Origin of the sequence: Bradyrhizobium sp. IAR9 (assembly GCF_013408065.1) — a bacterium.
GTDB lineage: Bacteria > Pseudomonadota > Alphaproteobacteria > Rhizobiales > Xanthobacteraceae > Bradyrhizobium.
The window spans coordinates 319757-345653 of sequence record NZ_JACBZW010000002.1 but is presented as its reverse complement, the minus strand read 5'-3'; the positions used below and the strand labels follow the sequence as shown (position 1 = coordinate 345653).

Here is a 25897-nt window from a genome sequence, read left to right as displayed (position 1 = left end):
AGAGGCGACGAGAGCACCTACTCCGCCAAGAACCGGCTCACCACCTCGCCGAACTCCAGTGGCGCCTGCTCGAACATCCAGTGGCCGGCGTTCGGAATGACTGCCGTTTGCGCGCCCGCGATGTGCGCGGCCAGCACGCGCCACATCACCGACAGGCTTCCCGTCGTCGCGCCGCCGCCGATCAGCAGCGTCGGCGTGCGGATCGCCTGTGCGTCGCCGAGCGTGTAGGGCCGGCGCTGCTCGTTGATCTGGCCAAGGAAGGTGAGCGCGTTGTCGCGCAGCTGCTGCTTGGCCGCCGCGGGCACGCGCCGCCACGAGCCGTCACCCTCGATGCCCTCGTAGAAATTCTGCAGCGCACCCTCGATATCGCCGGCACGGATCATCTCGACCGAGCGCGCGGTGCGCGCCGCGAGCGGCGGATGCGCGGGCGTGCCTTCCGGCACCGGCAGGGATGCATCGAGATCGCCGCCCGGCTCGGCCAGCACCAGTTTTCGCAGCAGATCAGGCCGGGCCCGCGCCACGCGGAATGCAATGTGGCCGCCGCGCGAATGGCCCATCAGGTCGATCGGTGCGGGCGTCACCTGCTCGATGAAAGCGATCGTGTCGGCAACGTGCTGCGCCATCTTGTAGTCGTCGCCGACGGCATCCCAATGTTCGGGGAAGAAATGCCGCAGGCTGACCGAGATCACGCGATGGGATTTCGAGAGCGGGCCGAGCACCGAATACCAGGTCCGGAAATCCCCTAACGTGCCATGCACGCAGACCAGCGGATGGCCCTCTCCGACTTCGAGATAGGCCATGTCGTAACCGTTGACGCGGAATGTCTGCATGATCAGCTCGCCAGGAAGTCGAGAACCACTTCGGAGTATTTCTGCGGCGCCTGCTCGAACATCGGATGCGTCGCGTTCGGGATGATCGCGGTCTTGGAATAGGGCACATGCGCAGCGAGCGCATGCAGTACTTTTGGCAGCAGGCCCTTGGTCCGCGCCCCCAGGATGAATAGCGTCGGCATCTTGATCGCCTCCGCATCCGCCTTGGAGAACGGCGGACGGTTGTCGCGGACCTGGCCGATCAGCGTATAGGCATTATCGCGCAAATTCTGCTTCACCAGGGCCGGCAGGCGCGGCCAGGTGCTGGCGCCTTCCAGCGTGTCGACGAACACGGCAAGGCCGCCGTCGACGTCGCCGGCCGCGATCTTCTTGGCCGAGGCCGTGAACCGCGCCAGGAGCGGCGAGGGCCCGCCGACATAGTCGGGATCGAGGCTCGCATCGAGTTCGCCGCCGGGTTCGGCGAGGATCAGCCGCCGCAGCAGATCCGGCCGCCGTTGCGCCACGCGGAAGCAGATGTGCCCGCCGCGGGAATGGCCCATCAGGTCGACGGGCCCGAGGTCGAGCTCTTCGATGAAGGCGATGACATCGTCGACATGCTGGGCGATCGAGTAGGTGTCGCCGATGCCGTCCCATCGCGCCGGGAAGAAGTGCCGCAGGCTGACCGCGAGCACCCGGTGCCGTTGCGACAGTGGGCCGAGCACGCAGCCCCAGACCCGGAAGTCGTTGAGCGAGCCGTGCACGCAGACCAGCGGCGGCCGGCCGCTGTCCTCGCCCACGTCGAGATAGGGCATGTCGTATCCGTTGACGTGGAGGCTTTGCATTCCGGGCTCGCGAAGGGATTGGAACTCCTGCGCAAGATTCCCGGAAACCGGGTGGATCGCAACTATTTCCAAGCCTAGATTTGGTCCGAGATCACATTGGGGGCATGCGACGGCAACGCAAGCTCAGGAACCAAGCCATGACCGACCAGCACTTTGCCTTGTTCGATACCAGGATCGGCCTCTGCGCAATCGCCTGGGGCCCGCGCGGCATCAACGGCACGCAATTGCCGATGGGCGGCGAGCAGAAGATCCGCACCCGCATCAGCCAGCGCCACGGCGATGCCGTTGAGACCGAGCCGACCGCCGAGGTGCAGCAGGCGATCGACCGCATGACAAAACTGCTCGCAGGCGAGCCGGATGACCTCACCGATATCGAGCTCGATCTCGACGGCGTGCCCGAGTTCAACCGCGGCGTCTACGCGATCGCCCGCGCCATCCCGCCCGGCAAGACCCTCACCTATGGCGACATCGCCAAGCAGCTCGGCGGCGTCCAGCTCTCGCGCGACGTCGGCCAGGCGCTCGGCCACAATCCGTGCCCGATCGTGGTGCCCTGCCATCGCGTGCTGGCTGCCGGCAACAAGCCCGGCGGCTTCTCGGCGAATGGCGGCGTGGTGACGAAGCTGAAGATGCTCGAGATCGAAGGCGCGCTGGTGAACCATACGCCGAGTTTGTTCGATTGAGGCGGCTTGCACCGTGCCGTAGGGTGGGCAAAGCGGAGCGTGCCCACCGTCTCGTCGTAACGTGGAAAGGTCGTGGGCACGGCGCTTCGCGCCTTTGCCCACCCTACGAGACCTCCGCTAGATCTTCGCCGCCGTCTTCGGCCAATATTTGTCGCGCAAATGCCGCTTCACCAGCTTGCCTGTGGGCGTGCGCGGCAGCTCGGCTTCGAAATCGATCGAGCGCGGGCACTTGATGGCAGAGAGGCGGCCCTTGCAGTAGGCGATCAAATCGGCCTCGAGCGCCTTGCCGGCACGCTTCATGTCGTGTGGCTGCACCACTGCCTTCACCTCTTCGCCCATCTCCTCGTTCGGGACGCCGAACACCGCAACGTCGGCGACATCGGGGTGGGTGATCAGCACGTCCTCGGTCTCCTGCGGGTAGATGTTCACGCCGCCGGAGATGATCATGTAGGACTTGCGGTCGGTGAGATAGAGGAAGCCATCCTTGTCGAGATAGCCGACGTCGCCGAGCGTCGACCAGCCCTTGGCGTTGTAGGCTTTCTTCGTCTTCTCGGGGTCGTTGTGATAGGTGAACGCCGGGGCGTCGGCGAAATAGACCGTGCCGATCTCGCCGACCGGCTGCTCTTCGTCGTTCTCGTCGAGAATCTTGATCTTGCCGACCACGGCGCGACCGACGCTGCCGCGATGCGCCAGCCATTCCTTGGAGCTGCAGACGGTGACGCCGTTGCCTTCCGAGCCGGCGTAATATTCGATCAGGATCGGCCCCCACCATTCGATCATCTTCGCTTTCACGTCGACCGGGCAGGGGGCGGCGGCGTGGATTGCGCCCTTGAGCGTGGAGACGTTGTACTTCGCGCGGATCTCGTCCGGCAGCTTCAGCATGCGCACGAACATGGTCGGCACCAGCTGCGACTGCGTCACCTTGTATTTCTCGACCAGCGTCAGGAATTCCTCGGCGTCGAAATGCTCCATGATGATGGAGGTGCCGCCGAGCACGATCGCCATCATGTTGAAGCGCAAGGGAGCAGCGTGATAGAGCGGCGCCGGTGACAAATAGGTGCTTTCGGTGTTCATGCCGCACATGTCGGCGCAGAGCACGCGCAGAAGCGGGTTCGGCTCGTTGATGGTCTTGCCTTCAAACGCCTTCTTGACGCCCTTGGGCCGGCCGGTGGTGCCGGACGAATACAGCATGTCATAGCCGGCGATCTCGTCGGCAATCGGTGTGATCGGCTGACTTGCTGCTTCCTCGTCGTAGGAGCGGAAGCCGGGCAGCGGCTCGTCCATCATGTAGAAGATCGGCTCGCCGGCGGCGCCCTTGATCAGGCCCTTGATCTGGTCGGCGCATTTCGGCGTCGTGATCACGACCTTGGCGCCGCAATCGGCGATGATGTAGTCGATCTCGTCCTGCTTCAAATAGCGGCTGATCGCTGTGTAGTAGAGCCCGCTCCGCTGCGCGGCCCAGCAGAGCTCCATGAAGGCGAGGCGGTTCTCCATCAGCAGCGCGACGTGGTCGCCGGCCTTGAGGCCGAGCGAGCGGAACAAATGCGCGCCCTGGTTCGAAAGCTCGTCGAGCTCGCGATAGGTGATCGCCTTGCCGGTGCCGGCCATCTGGTAGGCGATCTTGTCGGGCGTGGTGCGGGCATGGATGGAGGGGTGAGTCATGGCGTTTCCTCAAAACGCGAATGGCGAGTAGCGCGTGGCGAATAGGGGAGAAGGGCAACCGCTCTTCGCCTACTCACCATTCGCTACTCGCCACTCACTACTCGCTTTTGTTTTTTCTTACAGTCGCTCGACAATCGTCACGTTCGCCATGCCGCCGCCTTCGCACATGGTCTGCAGGCCATAGCGCTTGCCGCGCTGGTGCAGGGCGTGAACCAGCGTCGTCATCAGCTTGGTGCCGGAGCCGCCGAGCGGATGGCCGAGCGCGATGGCGCCGCCATTGACGTTGAGGCGGTCAGGGTCGGCGCCGGTGGTCTTGAGCCAGCCGGTCGGCACCGAGGCGAAGGCCTCGTTGACCTCGAACAGGTCGATGTCGCCGATCTTCATGCCGGCCTTCTCCAGCGCCTTCTTGGTGGCGTGCAGGGGCGCATCCAGCATGATCACGGGATCGCCGCCGGTCATGGTCATGTGATGGATGCGCGCCAGCGGTGTGACGCCGAGCTGCTTGAGACCGCGCTCGTTGACCACCATGACGCCCGAGGCGCCGTCGCAAATCTGGCTGGCGCTGGCCGCGGTCAGCTTGCCGTTCTCGGCGATCAGCTTGACGCCCTTGATGCCCTCGAGCGTGGCATCGAAGCGGATGCCCTCGTCGATGTGGTGGGTGTCCTTGGAGCCGTCGGCGCGGGTGATCTCGAGCGGTACGATCTCCTTCTTGAAGTGGCCGGCTTGAGTCGCCGCGATCGCGCGCTGATGGCTATTATAGGAATATTCGTCCAGATCATCCTTCGACAGGCCGTACTTCTCCGCCATCATCTCCGCGCCGGTGAACTGGCTGAACACAATGTTGGGATATCTCGCCTCGATGCCCGGGCTCTTGTAATGGCCGAAGCCGTTCTTGGCGGCGAGCTGCGAGGACAGGCCCATCGGCACCCGCGTCATCGATTCCACGCCGGCGGCGATCACGACGTCCATGGTGCCGGACATCACGGCTTGCGCGGCGAAGTGCAGCGCTTGCTGCGAGGAGCCACACTGGCGATCGATCGAGGTGCCCGGCACGCTCTCCGGCAGCTTCGAGGCCATGATCGCGTTGCGCGCGACATTGTTGGATTGCTCGCCGACCTGCATCACGCAGCCCATGATCACGTCTTCGACCAGCGCAGGATCGACCTTGGTGCGGTCGACCAGCTCGTCCAGCACTTTTGCGGCGAGATCGGCCGGATGCCAGCCGGCGAGACGGCCCCCCTTGCGCCCGCCCGCGGTACGCGCAGCGGCGACGATGTAAGCCTCGGCCATGTCGGTCTCTCCCTGAATTCTTGATTGGGTCGGTTGTCGGGGCGGATTTAAGGGACGCAAGATCATTTAGTCAATCGATCAATTAATTCTTGTGATGAGGCGCTGCTTGGGCTTATCTGCGCGCCTATCGAGGTGCATTCAGGGATCTCCGTGACTACCAGCGTACCGAACAGGCTCCCCAGCGGAAAAAATTCCACGGCAGAGAAATTGCTCGTGGCCGCGAGCGAGTTGATGATCGAACGCTCCTCGATCGAGATTTCGCTCAGCGACATCGCGCAGAAGTCGGGCGCCAACGCCGCGTTGGTCAAATATCACTTCGGCAACAAGGACGGGCTGCTGCTGGCACTGCTCGCGCGGGATGCCGCGACCGAGATGTCCAATCTCGAATATCTGCTGGCGCAGCCGATCACGGCGACGGCGAAGCTCAAGCTGCATATCGGCGGCATCATCCGCGCCTATCACCGGTTCCCCTATATGAACCGGCTGATTCACTATCTCCTGCATGAGAGCGTCGCCGGCTCCGCGGACGAAGTTTCAAAATTCTTCGTGGCGCCGCTCCTCGACTTTCACCGCCGCCTGCTCGCCGAGGGCGTCAGCCGCGGCGAGTTCCGCCAGACCGATCCGGTGCTGTTCTACACCAGCCTGATCGGCGCCTGCGATCATCTGTTCTTCGGCCGGCACGCGATGTCTCGCGCGACCGGCGTCGGCCCGGTCACCGACGACGTCTGCCGGCAATATATCAAGCACATGGAAACGCTGATCTGCGGCGGCATCCTCACGCAAGCCGGGGAAGCTGCCGCGGCCGGATGATCCGGCCGCAACTCTCAAGTCTAGAGAAGAAACGTCCAAGGAAAGGTAGCCTGTCATGGAATTGAAAGACGTAGCCGTTCTCATCACCGGCGGTGGTTCGGGCCTCGGCGAGGCGACCGCCCGCGCCATGGCGGCCAAGGGCGCCAGGATCGGCGTGATCGACCAAAACAAAGAGAATGCCGAGAAGGTCGCGGCCGAGGTGAAGGGCGTGGCGCTCCATGCCGACGTCACCAGCGAAGAGCAGATCAAGGCCGCGATCGCCAAGGCGGAAGCCGCGCATGGCGTTGCGCGGGTGCTGATGAACTGCGCCGGCATCGGCGGCTCGCAGCGCATCGTCGGCCGCGACGGCGTCTATCCGCTGGAAAAGTTCGCGCGCATCATCAACGTCAATCTGATCGGCACCTTCAACTGCCTGCGGCTGTTCGCCGAGCGCCTCGTCACGATCGAGCCCGTCGGTGAAGAGCGCGGCGTCATCATCAACACGGCGTCGGTCGCGGCCTATGAAGGCCAGATCGGCCAGATCGCCTATTCGGCCTCGAAGGGCGGCGTCGTCGGCCTGACCCTGCCGGCCGCGCGCGACCTCGCCAGCCAGAAGATCCGCGTCAACACCATCGCGCCCGGCCTGTTCTTCACGCCGCTGCTGATGGGGCTGAACGAGGAAGCCCGCAAGAGCCTGGGCGCGCAGGTGCCGCATCCCTCGCGCCTCGGCGATGCCAAGGAATACGGCTCGCTCGCGGTGCACATCGTCGAGAACGCGATGCTGAACGGCGAGACCATCCGCCTCGACGGCGCCATCCGCATGGCGCCGAGGTAGGCGGCGCTCTTCTTCCTTCTCCCCCTGTGGGAGAAGGTGGCGCGAAGCGCCGGATGAGGGGTCTCTCTCCCCGATCTCGTCTGCGGAGACAGACCCCTCATCCAAGTGAACTCTAGGCTGACAGCGATCTTGCCCTCTCCCACAAGGGGAGAGGGCGCAATAACCGCCACCCAAAGAGCGGATGCACGAGGCCCCCATGTCCCAACCGCTGCTGATCGAGCATGACGACGGCGTCGACCGGGTGACGCTCAATCGGCCGGAACAGCTCAACGCGCTCGATCCGGCGCTGATCGACGCGCTCAACGACTACTTCCAGGGCCTTCAACGCAACCGTGACACGCGTGTCGTGGTGCTGAAGGGCGCCGGCCGGAATTTCTGCGCAGGCCTCGATCTCAAGGCGGCGATGGCCCGCCGTGCCGGGCAACAGGAGCCGCCTGGCGTCACGGAGTCGCTGGACTCGCAGCGCCGCATCGCTGACATCGTGATGCTGATGCGACGTTGTCCGCAGCCGATCCTGACGCTGGTGCAGGGTGCGGCCGCCGGCGGCGGATTTGCGCTGGCGCTGGCTTCCGACATCCGCATCGCGACGAGATCGGCGCGAATGAATTGCGCCTTCATCAAGCTCGGCCTCGGTGGCTGTGACATCGGCACCAGCTATTTCCTGCCGCGGCTGGTCGGCGTGTCCGTGGCGTCGGAACTGATCCTCACGGGCCGGTTCATCGGCGCCGAGCGCGCGCTGGCGGTCGGCCTCGTCTCGGAAGTCGTGGACGAGGACAGGCTCGATGACGCGGCCGAGCCTTATGTCGAGGCGATGATGACGGCCTCGCCCGTGGGCCTGCGGCTATCCAAGGAATGTCTCAACATGAGCGTCGATGCGGGATCGCTGGAGGCGGCGATCGCGATGGAGGATCGCAACCAGGTCCTGTGCAGCCGCTCGGAGGAATTTTCGGAAGGCATCAGGGCCTTCCTTGAGAAGCGAAAGCCTGTCTATATCAAGCGCTGAACGAGAACGATCCGCAAAGGACGATAATTCCGGGAGACGCAAAATGAGTGGAAGCGCGGCGGCCGTGATGACGAAGCCCGCCTTTCGCAAGATCGAGTGGCTCGCGCGCGACATCGACGTCGAGCGTCGCAGCGACGGCACGGTGGTGCTGAAGTCGCGCATTCCGCTGCAGCCTTACGAGAAGCACATCCCGGCCTCGCTGGCGAAATGGGCGAAGGAAGCGCCCGAGCGCATCTGGCTCGCTCAGCGCGGTGGTCCCAATCGCGAATGGCGCAAGGTGTCCTATGGCGAAGCCAAGCGCACTGTGGATGCGCTGACGCAAGGTCTGCTCAACCTCGGACTCGACGGCCGCCCCGTTGCGATCCTCTCCGGCAATTCGATCGAGCATGCGCTGATGACGCAGGCCGCGATGCAGGCGCGCGTCCCGGCAGCGCCGGTCTCGCCGGCTTACTCATTGATGAGCCACGATCACGTCAAGCTGAAATACCTGTTCGACCTGATCAAGCCGGCCGTGGTGATGGTGCAGGACGGCCCGACCTTCGAGAAGGCACTGAAGGCGATCGACCTCGCCGGCGTCACCGTGGTTCACGTCGCGCGGCCATGTGAGGGCATCAAGAGCGTCAGCTTTGCTGAGCTCGCGGCAACTCCGGTGACCGAGGACGTCGAGGAGTCGATCGCGAAGATCACGCCCGACACCGTCGGCAAGCTGCTGTTCACGTCAGGATCGACCGGCATGCCCAAGGCGGTCATCAACACGCAGAAGATGATGTGCGCCAATGCAGCGATGATGATGCAGGTGCGGCCACGTTCGCCTGACGGCCCTGTTGCGACCATGCTGGACTGGATGCCCTGGAATCACACCATGGGCGGCAACGCGGCATTCCACCCGATCCTGGTCGATGGCGGCACGCTCTATATCGACGATGGCCGGCCGATGCCGGGCCAGTTCGAGGAGACGCTGCGAAACCTGCGCGAGATATCGCCGACCTATTACGCCAACGTGCCGGCCGGCTATGCCGCGCTCGCGGCCGCCATGGAGAAGGACGACGCGCTCTGCCGCTCGTTCTTCAAGAACCTCTCGATCATGGCCTATGGCGGCGCGCGCCTGCCTGACGATCTCTACGACCGCATGCAGGCCCTCGCGGTGAAGACCACCGGCGAGCGCATCGTGTTCTACACCGGCTGGGGCTCGACCGAGACCGCGCCGACCTCGACCGGAACTTATTGGGACACCGAGCGCGTCGGCCTGATCGGCCTGCCGTTCCCCGGTGTCGAGCTGAAGATGGTGCCGTGCGGCTCGAAATACGAATTGCGGCTGCGCGGCGTCAACGTCACGCCCGGTTATTTCGGCCAGCCGGAGCTGACGAAGCAGATGTTCGACGAGGAAGGCTTTTACTGCATCGGTGATGCCGGCGTTTTCGTCGACGATTCCGATCCGGTGAAGGGCATCATCTTTGCAGGTCGCGTGGTCGAAGACTTCAAGCTCACCACCGGCACCTTCGTGCATGTCGGTTCGCTCCGCACCGATACGATCGCAGCTGCGACGCCTGTCGTGCACGATGCGCTGGTCGCGGGGCAGGACCGCCCGTTCATCGGCCTGTTGGCCTGGCCCAATTTGCACGCCTGCCGGCAACTTGTCGGCAATCCCGAGCTGAACTTCGAGGATGCAGTGAAGCACCCTGAAGTGCTCGCCTGCTTCAGGCGCGGGCTGGAAACTCACAACAAGGAGTGCGAGGGCGCCAGCAGCCGCATCATCGCGCGGGCCATGCTGATGGTCGAGCCGCCCTCGATCGACGGCAACGAGCTTACCGACAAGGGCTACATCAATCAGCGCGCCGGCCTCGAGCGCCGCGCCGCACTGGTGGAGCGGCTGTATGCCGACAAGCCGGATCAAGACGTCATCGTTCTCAAGTAATCGACATCATCAACACGGGTACGCGCCATGAACTTCGACTTCTCCGACGACCAGAAGCAGCTCCGCGATCAGGCGCGCAAATTCCTCGCGGAAAGATGCTCGCCGAAGGCGGTGCGTGTGGTGCTCGACGGCAAGGCGCCTTACGACAAGGAGCTCTGGAAGGGCCTCGCCGAGATGGGTTTCCTCGGCGTCGCGATCCCCGAGGAGTTCGGCGGCGCGGGCGCCGGTCATCTCGAGCTCTGCGTTATCGCCGAGGAGATGGGCCGCGCGAACGCGCCGGTGCCGTTCTCCTCGACCGTGTATCTCGCCGCCGAAGCGCTGTTGATCGCCGGCAGCGACGCGCAAAAGAAGAAATGGCTGCCGGCCATTGCCTCGGGCGAGGCGATCGGCACGCTGGCGCTGTTCGAGGGCAAGGGCAATCCCGCGCCGAAGAACGTCAAGCTGACGGCTGCGAACGGCGTGCTCAACGGCGTCAAGAAACCGGTCGCCGATGGTGCGATTGCCGACTTCGCCGTGGTTGCTGCGCGCACAGGTTCGAGCGGACGCGACGGTGATATCTCGCTGTTCCTGGTTGATCTCAAAGCCGGCGGCGTCGAGGTGAAAAGCCTCACCAATCTCGATCCGACCCGCGGGCAGGCCGAGATCACCTTCAAAGACTGCAAGGCCGAGCCACTGGGAGCTGCCGGCGAAGGCTGGAGCATCCTCACCCAGGTGCTCGACCGCGCCGCGGTATTGTGTGCGTTCGAGCAGGTCGGCGGCTCCGACCGCGCGCTGGAGATGGGCCGCGACTACGCGCTCGACCGCATCGCCTTCGGTCGCCAGATCGGCTCGTTCCAGGCGGTCAAGCACATGCTCGCCGACATGTATGTTTCGGCGACTCTGGCGCGCTCGAACAGCTATTACGGCGCCTGGGCGCTCTCGACCAACGCGGCTGAATTGCCGGAAGCCGCTGCTGCCGCACGCATCAGCGCGACGCAGGCATTCCAGCACTGCGCCAAGAACAACATCCAGGTTCACGGCGGCATGGGCTTCACCTGGGAGTTCGACTGCCACATGTACTACCGCCGCGCCAACGCGATGGCGCTGGGGCTGGGGAGCCTGTCCTATTGGGAAGACCAGTTGATCGACCGCATGCGGAAGAAGAACGCGGCGTAATTAGGTTCGTAGGGTGGGTTAGTCCTGCGGATGCGCGAAGCGCGATCCGCTGGGCGTAACCCACCACTTCCGTCGACGAGGAAACCAAAGAGGTGGGTTACGCCTTCGGCTAACCCACCCTACGAAGGTAAGAAGACGACCATGAACTTCGACGACACCCCGCAGGAAGCCGAATTCCGCGCCACCGCCCGCGCCTGGATCGGTGCGAATGCGCCCACGCAATACGAGGAAGAGCTGCGCAAATCCTCGCTCGGCCGCACCGTGCTCAAGAACGCCAACATTCTTGAGGTCGCAAAAGCCTGGCAGAAGAAGAAGGCCGACGCCGGCTGGGCCTGCCTGCACTGGCCGAAAGAGTATGGCGGGCGCGGCGCCTCGCCGATCGAGCGCGTGATCTGGCAGCAGGAAGAAGGGCCGTACGGCCAGTTGTCCCGCATGTTCATCATCGGCCACGGCATGTGCGGGCCGACCATGATGGCGTTCGCGCGCGAGGAGCATAAGCGCACCTATCTGCCGCCGCTCGCTTCCGGCGAGAAGGTCTGGTGTCAGCTGTTCTCCGAGCCCGCCGGCGGCTCCGACGTCGCGGGCCTGCGCACGCGCGCCGAGAAGGACGGCGACGACTGGGTCATCAACGGGCAGAAGATCTGGACCTCGGGCGCGCATTATTCCGACTACGGCATCCTGCTGACGCGCACCGATCCCACCGTGCCCAAGCACAAGGGCCTCACCATGTTCTTCCTGGACATGAAGAGCCCCGGCGTCGAGGTGCGGCCGATCAAGCAGGCCAGCGGCGCCTCCGACTTCAACGAGGTCTATTTCACCAATGTCCGCATTCCCGATCATCAGCGCCTCGGCGAGGTCGGTGACGGCTGGAACGTCTCGCTGACCACGCTGATGAATGAGCGCAGCGCGATCGGCGCGGCCGTCTCGACCGGCTTTCCTGAATTGTTCGAGTACTGCTCCAGCCTGATGCTCGACGACGGCCCCGCGATCGAGGATCGCGCGGTGCGCTCGAAATTGGCGAACTGGGCGGTGAAGGCGAGCGGGCTGAAATACACCAGCATGCGCGCGATCTCGGCGCTGTCGAAAGGCGAGCGGCCGGGGCCGGAGAATTCGATCGGCAAGCTGGTGGCGGGCTCGATGATCCAGGACGTTGCGACCTACGCGCTGGATTTGCAGGGTGCGAGCGGCGTCGTCAGCGGCGAGGATGGCGAGCTCGCCGGCCGTTTCCAGGCGATGCTGCTGCGCGCGCCCGGCACCCGTGTCGAAGGCGGCACCGACGAGATCATGCGCAACATCATCGCCGAGCGGGTGCTGGGCCTGCCCGGTGATATCCGTGTCGACAAGGACGTGCCGTTCAACAAGATCCCGACGAAGGGAAGAGGCTAGAATCGTAGGGTGAGCAAAGGCGCGGCACGCGCCGTGCCCAAGAAGTCTATCGAGAGAAGGTGGTGGGCACGCTTCGCTTTGCCCACCCTACGCACTGATCAAGGATCGAGAGGGCCGTTATGAATTTCGACGACACCCCGCAGGAAGCCGCATTCCGCCAGACCGCGCGCCAATGGGTCGAGGCCAATGCGCCGAAGGAGCTGCACGCCGAGCTTTCAAAATCCTCGCTCGGCCGCATTCGGCTTGCCAAGCAAGATATCGTCGAGGTCGGCAAAGCCTGGCAGAAGAAGAAGTTCGAGGGCAATTGGGCCTGCCTGCACTGGCCGAAGGAATATGGCGGCCGTGGCGCGACGCCGATCGAGAAGGTGATCTGGCAGCAGGAGGAGGGTGTCTACGGCAAGCTGACGCAGCCGTTCCAGATCGGCGAAGGCATGTGCGGCCCGACCGTGATGGCCTTCGGCAGCGAGGACGCCAAGCGTCGCTATCTGCCGAAGCTGGCTTCGGGCGAGGAGATCTGGTGCCAGCTGTTCTCCGAGCCGTCTGCCGGCTCGGACGTCGCCGGCTTGCGCACCCGCGCGGAGAAGAAGGGCGACAATTGGGTCGTCAACGGCCAGAAGATCTGGACCTCTGGCGCGCATTACTCCGACTACGGTCTCCTGATCGCGCGGACCGATCCGAACGTGCCCAAGCACAAGGGCCTCACCATGTTCTTCCTGGACATGAAGAGCCCCGGCGTCGAGGTGCGTCCGATCAGGCAGGCCAATGGCATGCAGGAGTTCAACGAGGTCTATTTCACCGACGTCGTCATCCCCGACAGCCAGCGGTTAGGGGCCGTCGGCGAAGGCTGGAGCGTCTCGCTGACCACGCTGATGAACGAGCGCATGTCGATCGGCTCGCGCCTTGCGACCGGCGTGCCTGAAATGTTCGAGTTCTGCTCCAACCTGATGCTGGAAGATGGCCTCGCGATCGACGATCCGGCGGTGCGCTCGAAGCTGGCGAGCTGGGCGGCGAAGTCGAGCGGGCTGAAATACACCAGCTATCGCACGATCTCGGCGCTGTCGAAGGGCGAGCGGCCGGGTCCGGAGAACTCGATCGGCAAGCTGGTCTCGGGCATGATGCTGCAGGACATCGCGACCTACGCCATGGACCTGCAGGGGGCGGCCGGTGTTCTCACCGGCAATGACGAGGAGACGGTGCAGGGCCAGTTCCAGCAGATGCTGCTGTCCTCGCCCTCGATGCGCATCGCCGGCGGCACCGACGAGATCCTGCGCAACATCATCGCCGAGCGCGTGCTGGGCCTGCCCGGCGACATCCGCGTCGACAAGGACGTGCCGTATAACAAGATCCCGACCAAGGGGCGATGATCTCACCTCTCGCTGTATCTCGTAGGGTGGGCAAAGCGAAGCGTGCCCACCATATGCAGATGCTCCGGAGCAAGCCTGTCGGTGGGCACGGCGCGATGCGCCTTTGCCCACCCTACGAGAAGAGCGCGAGCTGAACCATGGACGCTACAGTCAAACAGAACGATCGCATCGGCGTGCTCGAAGAGCTCCTCAACGAGCGCTACTCCGTCCGCGCCTTCCTTCCCAAAGAGGTCGACCGCGCGACCATCGAGCATGTGCTGACCACCGCGCAGCGCACCGCGTCCTGGTGCAACAGCCAGCCCTGGCAGGTGATCATCGCCAGTGGGGAGGCCAAGGAGCGCTTCCGGAAGCTGATCTACACGGAGGCGTCAGGCGGGCTCGGCGACGATTACGATTTCACCCCGCCGCGCGAATATGTCGGTGTCTATCTCGAACGCCGCCGCGAAAGCGGCTTTCAGCTCTACAACACGCTCGGCATCGCCCGCGGCGACAGAGGCGCCTACGCCAGGCAGGCGCTGGAGAACTACAATTTCTTCGGCGCGCCGCATGTCGCGATCATTCACACCAACGAGCCGCTCGGCATTTACGGTGCGATCGATTGTGGCGCCTATGTCTCCAATTTCATGCTGGCTGCGCAGGCACTCGGGCTCGGCACGATTCCGCAGGCGGCGCTCGCGCGGCATTCCGGGCTGATCCGCCGCCACTTCAATCTGCCCGACGATCGCCGCGTCGTCTGCGGCATTTCGTTCGGCTATGCCGACGACGCTCACAAGGTCAACAGCTACCGCACCTCGCGCGCCAGCGTGGCCGAGACCGTGACCTTCGCGGACGAGTGATCAAGCGGCGTAGCTTCCGCTATCGCTGTCGGACGCGCGCGAAGACGGCCGTGAGAACGGCCGCCTTCATCTTCATCTAAGTCCTTGAGGACGCCGGCCGTCAGCCGCCGCTGCCGCCGATCACGGCCCGAACGGTCTCGTCCGGGCCAAAATCCTCGGCGCCATCGACATAGAGCAGCGCGGCGAGCTTCGAGCGCGCGCGGTTGACGCGGCTCTTGATCGTGCCGACTGCACAGCCGCAGATCGAGGCCGCGTCTTCGTAGGAGAAGCCGGAGGCGCCGACCAGAATCAGCGCTTCACGCTGGTCCTGCGGAAGCTTGTCGAGCGCCGTGCGAAACTCCTCGAACTCGAGATGCGCGTTCTGCGAGGGCTGTGTCTTCAGCGTCTTGGCGTAGTTGCCTTCGGCATCCTCGACCTCGCGCCGCCGCTTGCGATAGTCGGAGCGGAAAAGGTTGCGCAGGATCGTGAACAGCCATGCCGGCAGATTGGAGCCAGGCTGGAACGAGTCGATATTGGCGAGCGCGCGGAGCAGCGTCTCCTGGACCAAATCATCGGCGCGGTCCGCATTGCCGCTGAGCGAAATGGCGAACGCGCGCAGACTGGGCACGGCCGCCAGGATGTCGTTACGCAGGGAGTCCGTGAGAGGCATTAATCCCTCCCATTGTTGTCGTTGGATCCGCCTTCATGTCCCACGTGGGGTGTCGCTCCCGGCGCATCAAGCTTCTTGATCAGTTCGGCGAACCGATCTGGAACCCCTTGTCGCACCACATCATCATACATGGCGCGCAACTGGTGCCCGATCCGGGATTGAATCTCCGGAGTGAGGCCTCCCTTGCCGGGGGTCGTGCTTCTGCTGGCTTGAGACTTGAGATCTTTCATGACCTGTTCCACGTTTCCCCGAGTTAAGTGACTGTAAAATCGAGAGGTTTTCTCAACCGGGAGCCGTTCCCTGGATAGGCTCAATTCCAGGTTCGATAAAAAGTTCCCGCTCAGACGGAACTTTTCTTGGCCTGAGGCGTAATCAGCCCAGCAGGGGAACCCGGGCCCCCCTCGGATTGCCTGGACGTCAAGGTTGGCCCCGAAGATGAATGGAGTGGGGATGTCCCGTTCACAGCTTGTTGCTGAACACTTGCCGTTGTTGCGCCGGTACGCACGCGCCCTGACGGGCAGCCAGGCCTCCGGTGACGCCTATGTCGCAGCCATGTTGGAAGCCATGCTGGGGGATCCGTCGGTGCTCGACGAGAGCCATGGACCGCGGGCCGGCCTGTTCAGGCTGTTCACCCAGATCTGGAATTCGGTCTCCGTCAACGATGATTCCGAGGTGACGACCTTGCCGATGCCGCCCGAGCGGCGGCTGTCGAACATCACGCCGCTGCCGCGCCAGGCCTTCCTGCTGCTCTCGCTGGAGGGATTCTCGGAAGAGGAAGTCGGCTACATCCTCGGCACCGACGTCGCCGAGACGCGGCGGCTTGCGGATGCCGCCGGACGCGAGATGGCCGCCGAGATCGCCACCGACGTGCTGATCATCGAGGACGAGACCTTCATCGCCATGGACCTCGAGAGCCTGGTGAAGAATCTCGGCCACAATGTCGTCGGCGTCGCGCGCACCCATGCCGATGCGGTGGCGCTGGCCAAGAACAAGCGGCCCGGCCTGATCCTCGCCGACATCCAGCTCGCCGACGGCTCGTCGGGCCTCGACGCCGTCAACGAATTGCTCCGCACCTTCGAGGTGCCGGTGGTGTTCATCACCGCATACCCGGAGCGCTTCCTCACCGGCGAGCGGCCCGAGCCTGCGTTCCTGATCTCAAAACCGTTCCAGCCCGCGATGGTGTCGGCGGTGGCGAGCCAGGCGCTGTTCTTCCAGCGCAACTCGCGCAACCGCACGCCGAAGGCGCCGGCGGCTTAATAGAGCCGGCCATTTGGCCAAACGATCCGATCCGGCGTGCTGCAAGGCACGCCGGATTTTTCGTGTCGCCTGCCGTGCTTGACGTGCGTCGGCTTCGCCGCTCATACCTCCTGCATTGATCCCAGCCGGAGATGTGCCCATGGACCAGCAACTCCTCGATCGCCTCGCCATTCGCGGCCTCGTCGAGAACTGGGCGGTCTGGCGCGATGCCGGTGACTGGGAGCGCTTTGCCACGGTCTGGCATGACGAGGGCTGGATGTCCGCCACCTGGTTTCAGGGGCCGGCGCGGGATTTCATGCGCGTCAGCCAGGAGGGCTTTGCCAGGGGCGTGCGCATCCTGCATTTCCTCGGCGGCACCAGCATCGATCTCGCGGGCGCGCGGGCCATCGCGCAGACCAAGATGACGATCTCGCAGCGTGCCCCGGTGCATGAGGTCGTTTGCGACGTCGTCTGCACCGGCCGCTTCTACGACTTCCTGGAGAAGCGGCAGGACCAATCAGGTATTGGCAAGTGGGGCATCGTCCGCCGTCAGCCGATCTACGAGAAGGACCGGATCGACCCGGTCGATCCCGCAGCAGAGCTTCGCCTCGACCAGACAGCGCTGGCCGCATTGCCCGAAGGCTATCGCCACCTCGCCTACATGCAGGAGCTGATCGGCTACAAGGTCAAGCGCGACATGCCGGGCCTGATCGGCCCCGAGGTCGAGAAGCTCTATGGCGAAGGGCGTGACTGGCTGGCGGGGAAGTGAACCCCAGACAAAAGTAAGGCGCGACTGGCATCACCACAGTCGCGCCCTACGTCACCGGCTTATGGGGCAGGGGGGAATAGCCGGCTGTTGAGACGACTCCAGTCTGCGAAAGTCGTTCCACCCCTCGCGAAATATTTTGCGCACGCTGTCGTATTTGTCGCACACGGTTAAGTGATCGTAACCGCTAAGAACCCCTGATCCTTCACCGGCGTTGTTCCCGCGATCGCCATGGGGCGAGGGATCGACAGCCATGTCACAGATTCATAAGGTATTTTTGAGCGTCGTTGCCGCTGCTGCGACGCTCGGTGCCGTGCAACTGGCCTCGGGTCATGATCTGGCAGACCGCTGGCAGGCGGTCGCCGACAAGGCCGACAAGCCCGGCCACAATGTCAATCGGACCGGCAAGGCCGACCGGCTCGCCGAGATCAAACAGGCAGCTGTTCCGACCCGCACCGTCTCGATGCGGCTGAATGACCTCGCCGACACCTCGGTGCTGCTGCGGGTCCCCGCGGTGATCGAGACCGGCAATGCCAAGCCGCCGGTGCTGCTCCAGAACCAGAAGAAGGTGCGCAACAGGCCGACGATCGCCTGCGAGCCGATGGTCAGCTCGCTGACTGAGGTCGCAAAGCTGCTCCAGCCCGGCCGCTGCGTGACCTGATCCGCCCGGGCGCCGGATAGATCGCTCTCCCGCCTGGAGGACGATTCTTCACGTCCACTTGATCCCCTGTACGCTCGCGTTATATCCCGGGTTTCTTCCCTTTCGTTTTGACCGGGTAAACGCATGACGACGTCATACACGGCTGTGCATACGCAGCCCTTCCAGGCCGAGGTTTCCGAGCTTTTGCACCTGATGGTGCACTCCGTCTATTCCGAGACCGACATCTTTCTGCGCGAGCTCATCTCCAACGCGTCGGACGCCTGCGACAAGCTGCGCTATGAGGCAATCGCAACCCCTTCGCTGCTCGGCGAGGGCGACGCGCTCAAGATCCGCATCATCCCGAACAAGGCGGCCGGGACGCTCACGATCGCCGACAACGGCATCGGCATGGAGCGGCAGGAGCTGATCGACCATCTCGGCACCATCGCCCGCTCCGGCACCAAGGCATTCGTGTCGAAGCTGAAGGAGGCCAAGGACGGCCTCGGCCTGATCGGCCAGTTCGGCGTCGGCTTCTATTCCGCCTTCATGGTCGCCGACAGGATCTTCGTGGTCAGCCGCCGTGCCGGCGAGAGCGACGTCTGGACCTGGACGTCCTCCGGCGGCTCCGGCTTCGAAATCGCCCGTGCCGGCGACGAGGAGGCGGCGCGCCTGACGCGCGGCACCGAGATCGTCCTGCACCTGAAGGACGACGCCAAGAAATATCTCGAGAGCTTCGAGATTGAGCGCATCGTCGGTGCCTATTCCGACAACATCCTGTTCCCGATCGAGCTGGTGCCGGAAGAGGGTGAGCCCCGTCAGATCAATTCGGCCAGCGCGCTGTGGCAACGCTCGAAATCCGAGCTGACGCCGGACGACTACAAGAAGGCCTATCAGCAGATCGCCTCCGCCTTCGACGATCCCGCGATGACGCTGCATTACCGCGCCGAGGGCCGCTATTCCTACGCGGTGCTGCTGTTCGCGCCCTCGACCAAGCCGTTCGACCTGTTCGAGCCGAACCGCAAGGGCCGGGTGAAGCTTTACGTCCGCCGCGTCTTCATCACCGATGATGCCGATCTGTTGCCGGGATATCTGCGCTTCATCCGCGGCGTCGTCGACAGCGAGGATCTCCCGCTCAACATCTCGCGCGAGATGCTGCAGAACAATCCGCAGCTGGCGCAGATCCGCAAGGCCGTGGCGACCCGGGTCGTGTCGGAGCTCGAAAGCCTGGCCGAGAAGGATCCGGAGAACTTCGCCAAGATCTGGGACGCGTTCGGCGCGGTGCTCAAGGAAGGCATTTACGAGGATTTCGAGCGGCGCGAAAAGCTGCTGGCACTGTCGCGCTTCACCACGACATCGGGCGAGACGCGGTCGCTGAAGCAGGTCATCGCCGATTTCAAGCCGAACCAGACCGAGATCTATTATCTCGTCGGCGACAGTATCGAGCGGCTGAAATCCAATCCGCGGTTGGAGGCTGCGACCGCGCGCGGCATCGAGGTACTGCTGTTGTCCGATCCCGTCGATGCGTTCTGGACCTCGATGCCGTCGGAGTTCGACGGCAAGCCGCTGAAGTCGCTGAGCCAGGGCGATCTCAATCTCGACCTGATTCCGCGCGTCGACGACAAGGACGAGGCAAAGAAGGACGAGCCCGAGGCGGATGAAGCGGCCACCATCGCCGTGATCAAGGCCGCGCTCGGCGAGCGGGTCAGCGACGTCAAGGCCTCGACGCGCCTCACCAGCTCGGCCTCCTGCCTCGTCGCGGACAGCCAGGGCCCGAGCCGCGAGCTCGAGCGCATCCTGTCGCAGCAAAACCGCGGCATGAAGACCAAGCCGATCCTGGAGATCAATCTGCGCCATCCGATGGTGGGCGCGATCACCAAGGCGCAGGCCGGCTCGAAGGCGGTCGACGATCTCAGCCTGCTCCTGCTCGAGCAGGCGCAGATCCTGGACGGCGAATTGCCGGAGGATCCGGCTGCGTTTGCCGCAAGGCTGAACCGGCTCGTGCTGCAGGGGCTCGGCGCCTAGCGCCGCAGCCCGCAGCGCTCACCTTGCCGTCATCTGTCCCTAGGAACAGTCGCCTCCGGCCTGGTGTTATGCCATACGAGGCTGCCGGCATCAGATCCGCCGAGGCCGTCGATTCGAGGATTAAGTCCATGCGCCTGTCGATTTTGACCCTCACCGCGATTGCCGCGCTGTTCGTCGCGGCAGATGCCAGCGCCCAGACCTACGATCCGCGCTACCCGGTGTGCATGCACGTTTATACGCCCGGCGGCTTTACCGGTGGTGGCGGCGATTATTTCGACTGCTCCTTCACCTCGCTGCCGCAGTGCCGCGCGAGCGCGTCGGGCCGCGCGGCCAGCTGCGACGTCAACCCGTACTACGCCTTCGACCAGCCGCCGCAGCCGCGCCGGCGTCACAAGAAGGTGCAATAGCGAATCCGCGATGCCTCGTACCGGAACACAGTTCATGCGTTTCTCGTTCGGAATGATCGTGACCGCCGGCGCGATGCTCGCAGCCGCGCCGTCGCATGCGCAGACTTTTGATCCACGCTATCCGGTCTGCATGCACGTTTATTCAGGTGCGAACGGTGGGGGTGGAGAGTGGTACGACTGCTCCTTCACCTCGTTGCCGCAGTGCCGCGCCACGGCTTATGGCCGATCCGCGATCTGCGATCTCAATCCGTATTATCCGGTTCACGCGCCGCCGCCGTACTTGCGCTACAGGCGTAGCGGCTAGCGTCGGCAGGTGCTGCGCGCTAATCCTTCCTGCCCCCACAGCTCCGGCCATCTTGCGCCAGCGCGATCGGTCTCGGCCGTCACCACGCCGCCGAACTCATCGGCGTTGCCGTGCGGCGGTAAAGGATCACTAGAGTTAACCGCGCCCTAACAGAGTTTTACCTTGTCTCTTAACACCTGGGCAGGGCGCGGGGGCTAGATTGCCTGATGTCAGCAGGCGGCCCGAAAGAATCAACGGCATGACCACCGGTGTCATCGAACGACAAAAAGTCGCGCGCGCGCCTTCGGCTTCAAAGATATGGCTGAAGGCCATCGAGCTCACGGCGCGGATCGAGACGCTGCCGGGGCGTCTGTTCGCCGACGTCATCGACGATTGGGCGCAGCGCCAGCCCGACCGCGTCGCGCTGATCACCGACGACGCAAGCCTCGACTATGAAAGCCTGTCGAAGCGCATCAACCGCTACGCGCGTTGGGCGCGCTCGGCCGGCGTGGCCAAGGGTGATACGGTCGCCTTGATCATGCCGAACGGCATCGATTATGTCGCGGCCTGGCTCGGCATCAGCCGGATCGGCGGTGTGGCGGCGCTGCTCAACACCAGGCTGGTGGGACAGTCGCTCGCGCATTGCCTCGATGTCGCAAAGCCCTCGCATATCATCGTTGCGCAGGAGCTGACGCAGATGCTGGAGAGCGCAACGCCGCACCTGAAGACGCAGGCCAAGGTCTGGACGCATGGCGATGCCCGCAGCGAGCGCGCCATCGACGTCGCCCTCGCGGCGCTGGACGACGCTCCTTTGTCGCCGGAGGAGCACGGCGAGGTCACCATCGATGACCGTGCGCTGCTGATCTACACCTCGGGCACCACCGGCCTGCCGAAGGCTGCCAGCATCAGCCACCGCCGCATTCTCAATTGGGGCTTTTGGTTCGCCGGCCTCACCGGCGCGAGCCCGCAAGACCGGCTCTACGATTGCCTGCCCCTGTTCCACTCGGTCGGCGGCATCGTCGCGCCCTGCAGCATGCTCGCTGCGGGCGGCTCGGTGGTAATTGCGGAGAAATTCTCGGCCTCGCATTTCTGGTCCGACATCGTGCGCCATGACTGCACGCTGTTCCAATATATCGGCGAGCTCTGCCGTTATCTGCTCAAGGCCGCGCCGTCGGAATATGAGAACCGGCATCGTCTCCGCCTCGTCTGCGGCAACGGCCTGCGCGGTGACATCTGGGAAGACTTTCAGGCGCGTTTCGCCATTCCGCGCATCCTCGAATTCTATGCGGCGACGGAAGGCAACTTCTCGCTGTTCAACGTCGAGGGGCAGCCCGGCGCGATCGGTCGCATCCCACCGCTGCTGGCGCATCGCTTCCCTGCCAATCTCGTCAAGCTCGACCCCGACAGCGGCGTGCCGCTGCGCAACGAAGAGGGGTTTTGCCTCGCCTGCGCCCGTGGTGATGCCGGCGAAGCCATCGGCCGCATCGGCACGGCCGATGAAGGCGGCGGCCGCTTCGAGGGCTACACCGACACCGGCGAGACCGAGAAGAAGATTCTTCGCGATGTCTTTACCAGGGGCGACGCCTGGTTCCGCACCGGCGACCTGATGCGGATCGACGACAAGGGCTTCTTCCATTTCGTCGATCGGATCGGGGATACTTTCCGCTGGAAGGGCGAGAATGTCGCGACCTCGGAGGTGAATGACGCGATGCGCGATTTCACCGGCGTGGTCGATGCCACAACTTACGGCGTCAGCATCCCCGGCGCGGACGGCCGCGCCGGCATGAGCGCGATCGTCGTCAACGAAGGCTTCGACATCGCGGCATTGCCCGCACATCTGGCGCAACGCCTACCGGCCTATGCGCGTCCCGTCTTCATTCGCATCTCCAGCGAGATTGATGCGACCGAGACGTTCAAGCAGAAGAAGGGCGATCTGTCGCGGGAAGGCTTCGATCCCGCCGCGATCTCCGATCCACTGTTCATGGCAGACCCGAAGTCCGGGGCCTATGTGGCGCTCGATACCGAGGCCCATGCGCGAATCGTGGACGGCTCGATCAGGCTGTAAATCCCGCCAAAATCCGCAGATAGGTCCAATTTTATCTGAATTGTCCAAGAAGCCATTTACTTCTGTCGGGTAAACAGACGGCCATGGGGAGGCGGCCAGCAAGAGCCGCCGCAACACCAACGATAACAAAGCGAGCCAGCCATGTCGGTAAGGTCTAAGGTCATTGACGCGATCCAGCAGATCGCCAAAGAGCAGCACGTCACGCTTCCCGCGCTCTCGGACGATCTGTCGCTGCACGAGACGGGTTTCGACTCGCTCGCCTTCGCCATCCTGGTCGCGCGCCTCGAGGACGAGACCGGCGTCGACCCCTTCACCATCTCCGAGGACGCAGCGTTTCCCGCCACGGTGGGCGATTTCGTGCGGGCCTACGAAAATGTCCCCGCGTGAGATCTTTGCGCTTCGCGACCATCTCGGCGCGGAGCTGACCGGCCGTACGCTGTCGGACGCGCAAACCTGCGTGTCGCTGACCGATATCCTGTCGCAGTCGGTCCTGGGCGGCCGCCTGCGCGAATTGTCCGGCCGCTCCGTGCTGCTCAAATTGTCCGACCAGCTCCGGTCGGGCCTTGCCATGATCGAGCTCGACGGCATCGCCCGTCGCATGCTGCTGTGCCCGCCCGATCTCAATCCGGCGCATCTCGAGGCATTGATCGCCGACGCCGAGATCGACGCCGTCGTGACCGACGAATCCGATCGCTGGGCCGGGACTGGCGTCCCGCTCATCGTCACCGCGCAATTGCCGCTCGAAGCCACCGCGCCGGCCAAGACCGAACGCGCGACGGAATGGCTGATGCTGACCTCGGGCACTTCGGGCGTGCCGAAGATCGCCGGCCACACGCTGGAGGCGCTGACCGGTGCGATCGTTGCCGAAGGCCCCGCGCGCGGCCCGGCGCCGGTCTGGGCGACCTTCTACGACATCCGCCGCTATGGCGGCCTGCAAATCTTCCTCCGCGCCGTCCTTTCCGGCGGCTCGATGGTGCTGTCCGATCCCCATGAGGCGCTCGGTGATCACGTCGCGCGGCTGAAGGCGCGCGGCGTCTCGCACATCTCCGGCACGCCCTCGCACTGGCGCAAGCTCCTGATGAGCGGTTCGGCCGCGCAGTTCGCCCCGGCTTACGTCCGCCTCTCCGGTGAAATCGCCGACCAGGCGGTGCTCGACGGGCTGAAGGCGGCATTCCCCAATTCCTCCGTCGGTCATGCCTATGCCTCGACCGAAGCCGGCGTCGGCTTTGCCGTCAACGACGGCCTGGAAGGCTTTCCGGCCAACTATCTCGGCAATCGCAATGGCGTCGAGATGAAAGTGGTCGACGGCTCGCTGCGTATCCGTTCGACGCGCACCGCGCATGCCTATGTCGGCCGCAATGCCGCCGCGCTCACCGATGACGACGGATTTGTCGACAGCGGCGACATCGTCGAGCTGCGCGGCGAGCGCTACTATTTCGTCGGCCGCCGCGGCGGCATCATCAATATCGGCGGACTGAAGGTCCACCCAGAAGAAATCGAGGCGGTCATCAACCGCCATCCCGACGTGCGGATGTCGCGGGCCAAGTCGCGCAAGAGCCCGATCACCGGCGGCATCGTGGTCGCCGATGTGATCCTCACCGAGGGCACCGATCCCGCCCGGGCGAAAGAGATCCGCGACCAGATCCTGGAGCGGTGCCGCGCGCAGCTCGCGTCCCACAAGGTGCCGGCGGTGATCCGCTTCGTCGAGGCGCTCGAAGTCACCCCGGCCGGAAAACTGGCGCGCACCGATGCATAATGTCCTCGTCACCGGCGGCAGCCGCGGCATCGGCCTTGCGATCGGCAAGCGCCTCTCCGGCGCCGGATACAACGTGGTCGCGGCCGCCCGGCGCGAGAGCGAAGAGCTCAAGGCCGCGATTGCGGGCTCCGAAGGGCGCCTGCATTTCCGCGCCTGCGACCTTGCCGTGATCGACGCCATTCCGGCTTTTGCAAAACTCGTGCGCGACGAGTTCGGCCCGACCTACGGCCTCGTCAACAATGCCGGCCTCGGCACCGAAGGCCTGCTCGCCACCCTGCATAATTCCGAGATCGAAGCGCTGGTGCAGCTCAACGTGCTGTCGCCGATCATCCTCACCAAATATGTGGCACGGCAGATGATGGCCGATGGCGCCGGCCGCATCGTCAACATCTCCTCGATCATCGCGACCACCGGCTATAACGGCCTGTCCGTCTATGGTGCGACCAAGGCGGCTGCAACCGGCTTCACCCGCTCGCTGGCGCGCGAGGTCGGCAAGCTCGGCATCACCGTGAACGCGATTGCGCCGGGCTTCATCGACACCGAGCTCACGCACAATCTGTCCGACGAGGCGCGCAAGCGCATCGCCGGCCGCAGCGCGCTGCGCCGCCTGCCGGAGACGGACGACGTCGCGCGCATGGTGGAGTATCTTTTGGGCGAAGGCGGCCGCAACGTCACCGGGACGGTGTTTACTGTCGACGCGGGGAATACGGCCTAGGCGGAACTCCGCCGTCATGATTGCGTTGATCCGGCACAATGACATCCAGCCGGATTTGGTCGTAAGATGCCCCGCAATCGATTGGGTTACGTCAATCGATCTGCCCTAATCGACAAGGAGCAGTCCATGACCATGCCCAGCATGACCGCTTCAAATCAGGGCCGGACCGAGCAATCCCGCGCGAAGCAGGACGATGCCCGTTGCCCGCCGATGACGCACCAGAATTCCGGCGGTCATGGCCACGAAATGTACCCGCAGCAATTCGTGCGCCTGGTCGGCTGCCATGATGCGTCTCTCGATAGCTTGCGCAAGCGTCAGGACGAGAAGCTGCATTAGCAGCTCACGTCCGGTGCTTCGGCGGGTCTTTCGGCAGGTCAATCCGCTCGTGTGAAAACTCCGGCGGCCCTTCGGTGAGGCGGCGGATGCGGCGGTCGCGTTCGTCCACGGGCAATGCCGGATCGAGCAGCGTCTCGATCTCGTGGACCGCGATCTCTTCGATCCTGGTGGCGTCCGATGCGATTGGGTGCACCGGGGCGTGGACCGGGGGCGCGATCTTCAGGCCCAGCTCGATCAGCTTGCAGATCGCATCCGAGCGGGTCAGTTGATGGGCTTCAGCCCAGGCATCGACGGCTGCCGTCAGTCTTTCGGGCATCTTCACCGCGCTGATCGGGTCGATGCCCGTGCGCCGGCGGACCGGAGAGGTGGAGTCCTTGCTGCCGAAGTCGGACACCTCGATCATCCCATGCAACCCTTGGAGCTGAGGACAATAGCCGTTCTTCCCGGCCGGCCGCT

27 protein-coding genes are annotated in these 25897 nt (G+C 64.3%); 20 read left to right on the top strand and 7 right to left on the bottom strand.

Features of this window, described 5'->3' with window-relative positions; translation table 11 throughout:
- Positions 1 to 17: 17 nt before the first annotated feature.
- The gene (locus GGD67_RS07220; protein ID WP_179731846.1) at positions 18 to 830 is read right to left on the bottom strand and encodes an alpha/beta fold hydrolase; all 813 of its coding nucleotides are present in this window, start codon (positions 828 to 830) and stop codon (positions 18 to 20) included.
- A 2-nt stretch (positions 831 to 832) separates the two neighbouring features.
- The gene (locus tag GGD67_RS07215; protein ID WP_179731844.1) at positions 833 to 1651 is read right to left on the bottom strand and encodes an alpha/beta fold hydrolase; all 819 of its coding nucleotides are present in this window, start codon (positions 1649 to 1651) and stop codon (positions 833 to 835) included.
- 137 nt (positions 1652 to 1788) lie between these two features.
- Here GGD67_RS07215 and GGD67_RS07210 point away from each other — a divergent pair, with 137 nt between their 5' ends.
- Entirely contained in the window at positions 1789 to 2331 is a 543-nt protein-coding gene (locus GGD67_RS07210; RefSeq protein WP_179731842.1) for a methylated-DNA--[protein]-cysteine S-methyltransferase, read from the top strand.
- 117 nt (positions 2332 to 2448) lie between these two features.
- Here the strand turns inward: GGD67_RS07210 and GGD67_RS07205 are convergent, their stop codons facing one another.
- Both GGD67_RS07205 and GGD67_RS07200 read right to left on the bottom strand, forming a co-directional pair.
- A complete protein-coding gene (locus GGD67_RS07205) occupies positions 2449 to 3993 on the bottom strand; it encodes an acyl-CoA synthetase (protein ID WP_179731840.1) in 1545 nt (514 codons plus the stop codon).
- A gap of 117 nt (positions 3994 to 4110) precedes the next feature.
- Positions 4111 to 5283: an acetyl-CoA C-acetyltransferase gene (locus GGD67_RS07200; RefSeq protein ID WP_179731838.1), complete on the bottom strand. Its 1173-nt coding sequence runs from the start codon at positions 5281 to 5283 to the stop codon at positions 4111 to 4113.
- Between the two features lie 150 nt (positions 5284 to 5433).
- On the opposite strand from GGD67_RS07200, the gene GGD67_RS07195 reads away from it, so the two are divergent.
- From GGD67_RS07195 to GGD67_RS07160, 8 genes are all read left to right on the top strand, one after another.
- Positions 5434 to 6093 (top strand): TetR family transcriptional regulator, encoded by a 660-nt coding sequence (locus tag GGD67_RS07195; RefSeq protein WP_179731836.1) that lies wholly within the window; start codon positions 5434 to 5436, stop codon positions 6091 to 6093.
- Positions 6094 to 6148: 55 nt separating this feature from the next.
- On the top strand, positions 6149 to 6907 hold the full coding sequence (locus tag GGD67_RS07190; RefSeq protein ID WP_018316223.1) for an SDR family NAD(P)-dependent oxidoreductase: 759 nt from the start codon (positions 6149 to 6151) through the stop codon (positions 6905 to 6907).
- Positions 6908 to 7103: 196 nt separating this feature from the next.
- Positions 7104 to 7910 carry an enoyl-CoA hydratase/isomerase family protein gene (locus GGD67_RS07185; RefSeq protein ID WP_018316222.1) on the top strand — a complete coding sequence of 269 codons (807 nt, stop codon included), beginning with the start codon at positions 7104 to 7106 and terminating at the stop codon, positions 7908 to 7910.
- 43 nt (positions 7911 to 7953) lie between these two features.
- Positions 7954 to 9825 carry an AMP-binding protein gene (locus GGD67_RS07180; RefSeq protein WP_179731834.1) on the top strand — a complete coding sequence of 624 codons (1872 nt, stop codon included), beginning with the start codon at positions 7954 to 7956 and terminating at the stop codon, positions 9823 to 9825.
- A 27-nt stretch (positions 9826 to 9852) separates the two neighbouring features.
- A complete protein-coding gene (locus GGD67_RS07175; RefSeq protein WP_179731833.1) occupies positions 9853 to 10980 on the top strand; it encodes an acyl-CoA dehydrogenase family protein in 1128 nt (375 codons plus the stop codon).
- Between the two features lie 141 nt (positions 10981 to 11121).
- The gene (locus GGD67_RS07170; RefSeq protein ID WP_179731830.1) at positions 11122 to 12366 is read left to right on the top strand and encodes an acyl-CoA dehydrogenase; all 1245 of its coding nucleotides are present in this window, start codon (positions 11122 to 11124) and stop codon (positions 12364 to 12366) included.
- A 119-nt stretch (positions 12367 to 12485) separates the two neighbouring features.
- Entirely contained in the window at positions 12486 to 13730 is a 1245-nt protein-coding gene (locus GGD67_RS07165) for an acyl-CoA dehydrogenase (RefSeq protein ID WP_092255604.1), read from the top strand.
- A 137-nt stretch (positions 13731 to 13867) separates the two neighbouring features.
- On the top strand, positions 13868 to 14566 hold the full coding sequence (locus GGD67_RS07160) for a nitroreductase (RefSeq protein ID WP_179731828.1): 699 nt from the start codon (positions 13868 to 13870) through the stop codon (positions 14564 to 14566).
- Positions 14567 to 14666: 100 nt separating this feature from the next.
- Here GGD67_RS07160 and GGD67_RS07155 read toward each other — a convergent pair whose 3' ends face one another.
- Both GGD67_RS07155 and GGD67_RS07150 read right to left on the bottom strand, forming a co-directional pair.
- On the bottom strand, positions 14667 to 15215 hold the full coding sequence (locus tag GGD67_RS07155; protein WP_018316216.1) for a sigma-70 family RNA polymerase sigma factor: 549 nt from the start codon (positions 15213 to 15215) through the stop codon (positions 14667 to 14669).
- Positions 15215 to 15445 carry a NepR family anti-sigma factor gene (locus GGD67_RS07150; protein ID WP_026201628.1) on the bottom strand — a complete coding sequence of 77 codons (231 nt, stop codon included), beginning with the start codon at positions 15443 to 15445 and terminating at the stop codon, positions 15215 to 15217. The genes GGD67_RS07155 and GGD67_RS07150 overlap by 1 nt, the downstream gene beginning before the upstream one ends.
- A 220-nt stretch (positions 15446 to 15665) precedes the next feature.
- On the opposite strand from GGD67_RS07150, the gene GGD67_RS07145 reads away from it, so the two are divergent.
- The 11 genes from GGD67_RS07145 (at position 15666) to GGD67_RS39175 (ending at position 25441) form a co-directional block, all read left to right on the top strand.
- A complete protein-coding gene (locus tag GGD67_RS07145; protein ID WP_026201627.1) occupies positions 15666 to 16472 on the top strand; it encodes a response regulator in 807 nt (268 codons plus the stop codon).
- Positions 16473 to 16611: 139 nt separating this feature from the next.
- Positions 16612 to 17220 carry a nuclear transport factor 2 family protein gene (locus tag GGD67_RS07140; protein WP_179731826.1) on the top strand — a complete coding sequence of 203 codons (609 nt, stop codon included), beginning with the start codon at positions 16612 to 16614 and terminating at the stop codon, positions 17218 to 17220.
- Between the two features lie 250 nt (positions 17221 to 17470).
- On the top strand, positions 17471 to 17878 hold the full coding sequence (locus GGD67_RS07135; protein ID WP_018316212.1) for a hypothetical protein: 408 nt from the start codon (positions 17471 to 17473) through the stop codon (positions 17876 to 17878).
- Positions 17879 to 18001: 123 nt separating this feature from the next.
- Complete coding sequence (gene htpG / locus GGD67_RS07130) at positions 18002 to 19879, top strand: molecular chaperone HtpG (protein ID WP_179731824.1); 1878 nt, start codon at positions 18002 to 18004, stop codon at positions 19877 to 19879.
- 128 nt (positions 19880 to 20007) lie between these two features.
- Complete coding sequence (locus GGD67_RS07125) at positions 20008 to 20286, top strand: DUF3551 domain-containing protein (protein ID WP_026201626.1); 279 nt, start codon at positions 20008 to 20010, stop codon at positions 20284 to 20286.
- Positions 20287 to 20320: 34 nt separating this feature from the next.
- Entirely contained in the window at positions 20321 to 20590 is a 270-nt protein-coding gene (locus tag GGD67_RS07120) for a DUF3551 domain-containing protein (RefSeq protein ID WP_018316209.1), read from the top strand.
- Positions 20591 to 20819: 229 nt separating this feature from the next.
- On the top strand, positions 20820 to 22634 hold the full coding sequence (locus GGD67_RS07115) for a long-chain-acyl-CoA synthetase (protein ID WP_179732246.1): 1815 nt from the start codon (positions 20820 to 20822) through the stop codon (positions 22632 to 22634).
- A gap of 141 nt (positions 22635 to 22775) precedes the next feature.
- Positions 22776 to 23021 carry an acyl carrier protein gene (locus GGD67_RS07110; protein WP_008543699.1) on the top strand — a complete coding sequence of 82 codons (246 nt, stop codon included), beginning with the start codon at positions 22776 to 22778 and terminating at the stop codon, positions 23019 to 23021.
- A complete protein-coding gene (locus tag GGD67_RS07105) occupies positions 23008 to 24390 on the top strand; it encodes a class I adenylate-forming enzyme family protein (RefSeq protein ID WP_179731822.1) in 1383 nt (460 codons plus the stop codon). The genes GGD67_RS07110 and GGD67_RS07105 overlap by 14 nt, the downstream gene beginning before the upstream one ends.
- Positions 24383 to 25105, top strand: coding sequence for an SDR family NAD(P)-dependent oxidoreductase (locus GGD67_RS07100; RefSeq protein ID WP_179731820.1), 723 nt, complete (start codon positions 24383 to 24385; stop codon positions 25103 to 25105). Before GGD67_RS07105 ends, GGD67_RS07100 begins: the two co-directional genes overlap by 8 nt.
- A 126-nt stretch (positions 25106 to 25231) precedes the next feature.
- The gene (locus GGD67_RS39175; RefSeq protein WP_092255578.1) at positions 25232 to 25441 is read left to right on the top strand and encodes a hypothetical protein; all 210 of its coding nucleotides are present in this window, start codon (positions 25232 to 25234) and stop codon (positions 25439 to 25441) included.
- A gap of 4 nt (positions 25442 to 25445) precedes the next feature.
- Here GGD67_RS39175 and GGD67_RS07090 read toward each other — a convergent pair whose 3' ends face one another.
- A complete protein-coding gene (locus tag GGD67_RS07090) occupies positions 25446 to 25844 on the bottom strand; it encodes a hypothetical protein (protein WP_018316204.1) in 399 nt (132 codons plus the stop codon).
- Positions 25845 to 25897: the final 53 nt, after the last annotated feature.

What these genes read in the sequence shown, in the direction of transcription:
- GGD67_RS07185 (WP_018316222.1), top strand. Translation starts at nt 7,104, where the DNA reads ATGTCCCAACCGCTGCTGATCGAGCATGACGACGGCGTCGACCGGGTG.
- GGD67_RS07220 (WP_179731846.1), bottom strand. Translation starts at nt 830, where the DNA reads ATGCAGACATTCCGCGTCAACGGTTACGACATGGCCTATCTCGAAGTC.
- GGD67_RS07100 (WP_179731820.1), top strand. Translation starts at nt 24,383, where the DNA reads ATGCATAATGTCCTCGTCACCGGCGGCAGCCGCGGCATCGGCCTTGCG.
- htpG (WP_179731824.1), top strand. Translation starts at nt 18,002, where the DNA reads ATGACGACGTCATACACGGCTGTGCATACGCAGCCCTTCCAGGCCGAG.
- GGD67_RS07190 (WP_018316223.1), top strand. Translation starts at nt 6,149, where the DNA reads ATGGAATTGAAAGACGTAGCCGTTCTCATCACCGGCGGTGGTTCGGGC.
- GGD67_RS07160 (WP_179731828.1), top strand. Translation starts at nt 13,868, where the DNA reads ATGGACGCTACAGTCAAACAGAACGATCGCATCGGCGTGCTCGAAGAG.
- GGD67_RS07200 (WP_179731838.1), bottom strand. Translation starts at nt 5,283, where the DNA reads ATGGCCGAGGCTTACATCGTCGCCGCTGCGCGTACCGCGGGCGGGCGC.
- GGD67_RS07150 (WP_026201628.1), bottom strand. Translation starts at nt 15,445, where the DNA reads ATGAAAGATCTCAAGTCTCAAGCCAGCAGAAGCACGACCCCCGGCAAG.
- GGD67_RS07090 (WP_018316204.1), bottom strand. Translation starts at nt 25,844, where the DNA reads ATGATCGAGGTGTCCGACTTCGGCAGCAAGGACTCCACCTCTCCGGTC.
- GGD67_RS07140 (WP_179731826.1), top strand. Translation starts at nt 16,612, where the DNA reads ATGGACCAGCAACTCCTCGATCGCCTCGCCATTCGCGGCCTCGTCGAG.
- GGD67_RS07165 (WP_092255604.1), top strand. Translation starts at nt 12,486, where the DNA reads ATGAATTTCGACGACACCCCGCAGGAAGCCGCATTCCGCCAGACCGCG.
- GGD67_RS07110 (WP_008543699.1), top strand. Translation starts at nt 22,776, where the DNA reads ATGTCGGTAAGGTCTAAGGTCATTGACGCGATCCAGCAGATCGCCAAA.
- GGD67_RS07125 (WP_026201626.1), top strand. Translation starts at nt 20,008, where the DNA reads ATGCGCCTGTCGATTTTGACCCTCACCGCGATTGCCGCGCTGTTCGTC.
- GGD67_RS07210 (WP_179731842.1), top strand. Translation starts at nt 1,789, where the DNA reads ATGACCGACCAGCACTTTGCCTTGTTCGATACCAGGATCGGCCTCTGC.
- GGD67_RS39175 (WP_092255578.1), top strand. Translation starts at nt 25,232, where the DNA reads ATGACCATGCCCAGCATGACCGCTTCAAATCAGGGCCGGACCGAGCAA.
- GGD67_RS07180 (WP_179731834.1), top strand. Translation starts at nt 7,954, where the DNA reads ATGAGTGGAAGCGCGGCGGCCGTGATGACGAAGCCCGCCTTTCGCAAG.
- GGD67_RS07155 (WP_018316216.1), bottom strand. Translation starts at nt 15,215, where the DNA reads ATGCCTCTCACGGACTCCCTGCGTAACGACATCCTGGCGGCCGTGCCC.
- GGD67_RS07175 (WP_179731833.1), top strand. Translation starts at nt 9,853, where the DNA reads ATGAACTTCGACTTCTCCGACGACCAGAAGCAGCTCCGCGATCAGGCG.
- GGD67_RS07170 (WP_179731830.1), top strand. Translation starts at nt 11,122, where the DNA reads ATGAACTTCGACGACACCCCGCAGGAAGCCGAATTCCGCGCCACCGCC.
- GGD67_RS07105 (WP_179731822.1), top strand. Translation starts at nt 23,008, where the DNA reads ATGTCCCCGCGTGAGATCTTTGCGCTTCGCGACCATCTCGGCGCGGAG.
- GGD67_RS07215 (WP_179731844.1), bottom strand. Translation starts at nt 1,651, where the DNA reads ATGCAAAGCCTCCACGTCAACGGATACGACATGCCCTATCTCGACGTG.
- GGD67_RS07135 (WP_018316212.1), top strand. Translation starts at nt 17,471, where the DNA reads ATGTCACAGATTCATAAGGTATTTTTGAGCGTCGTTGCCGCTGCTGCG.
- GGD67_RS07145 (WP_026201627.1), top strand. Translation starts at nt 15,666, where the DNA reads ATGTCCCGTTCACAGCTTGTTGCTGAACACTTGCCGTTGTTGCGCCGG.
- GGD67_RS07205 (WP_179731840.1), bottom strand. Translation starts at nt 3,993, where the DNA reads ATGACTCACCCCTCCATCCATGCCCGCACCACGCCCGACAAGATCGCC.
- GGD67_RS07120 (WP_018316209.1), top strand. Translation starts at nt 20,321, where the DNA reads ATGCGTTTCTCGTTCGGAATGATCGTGACCGCCGGCGCGATGCTCGCA.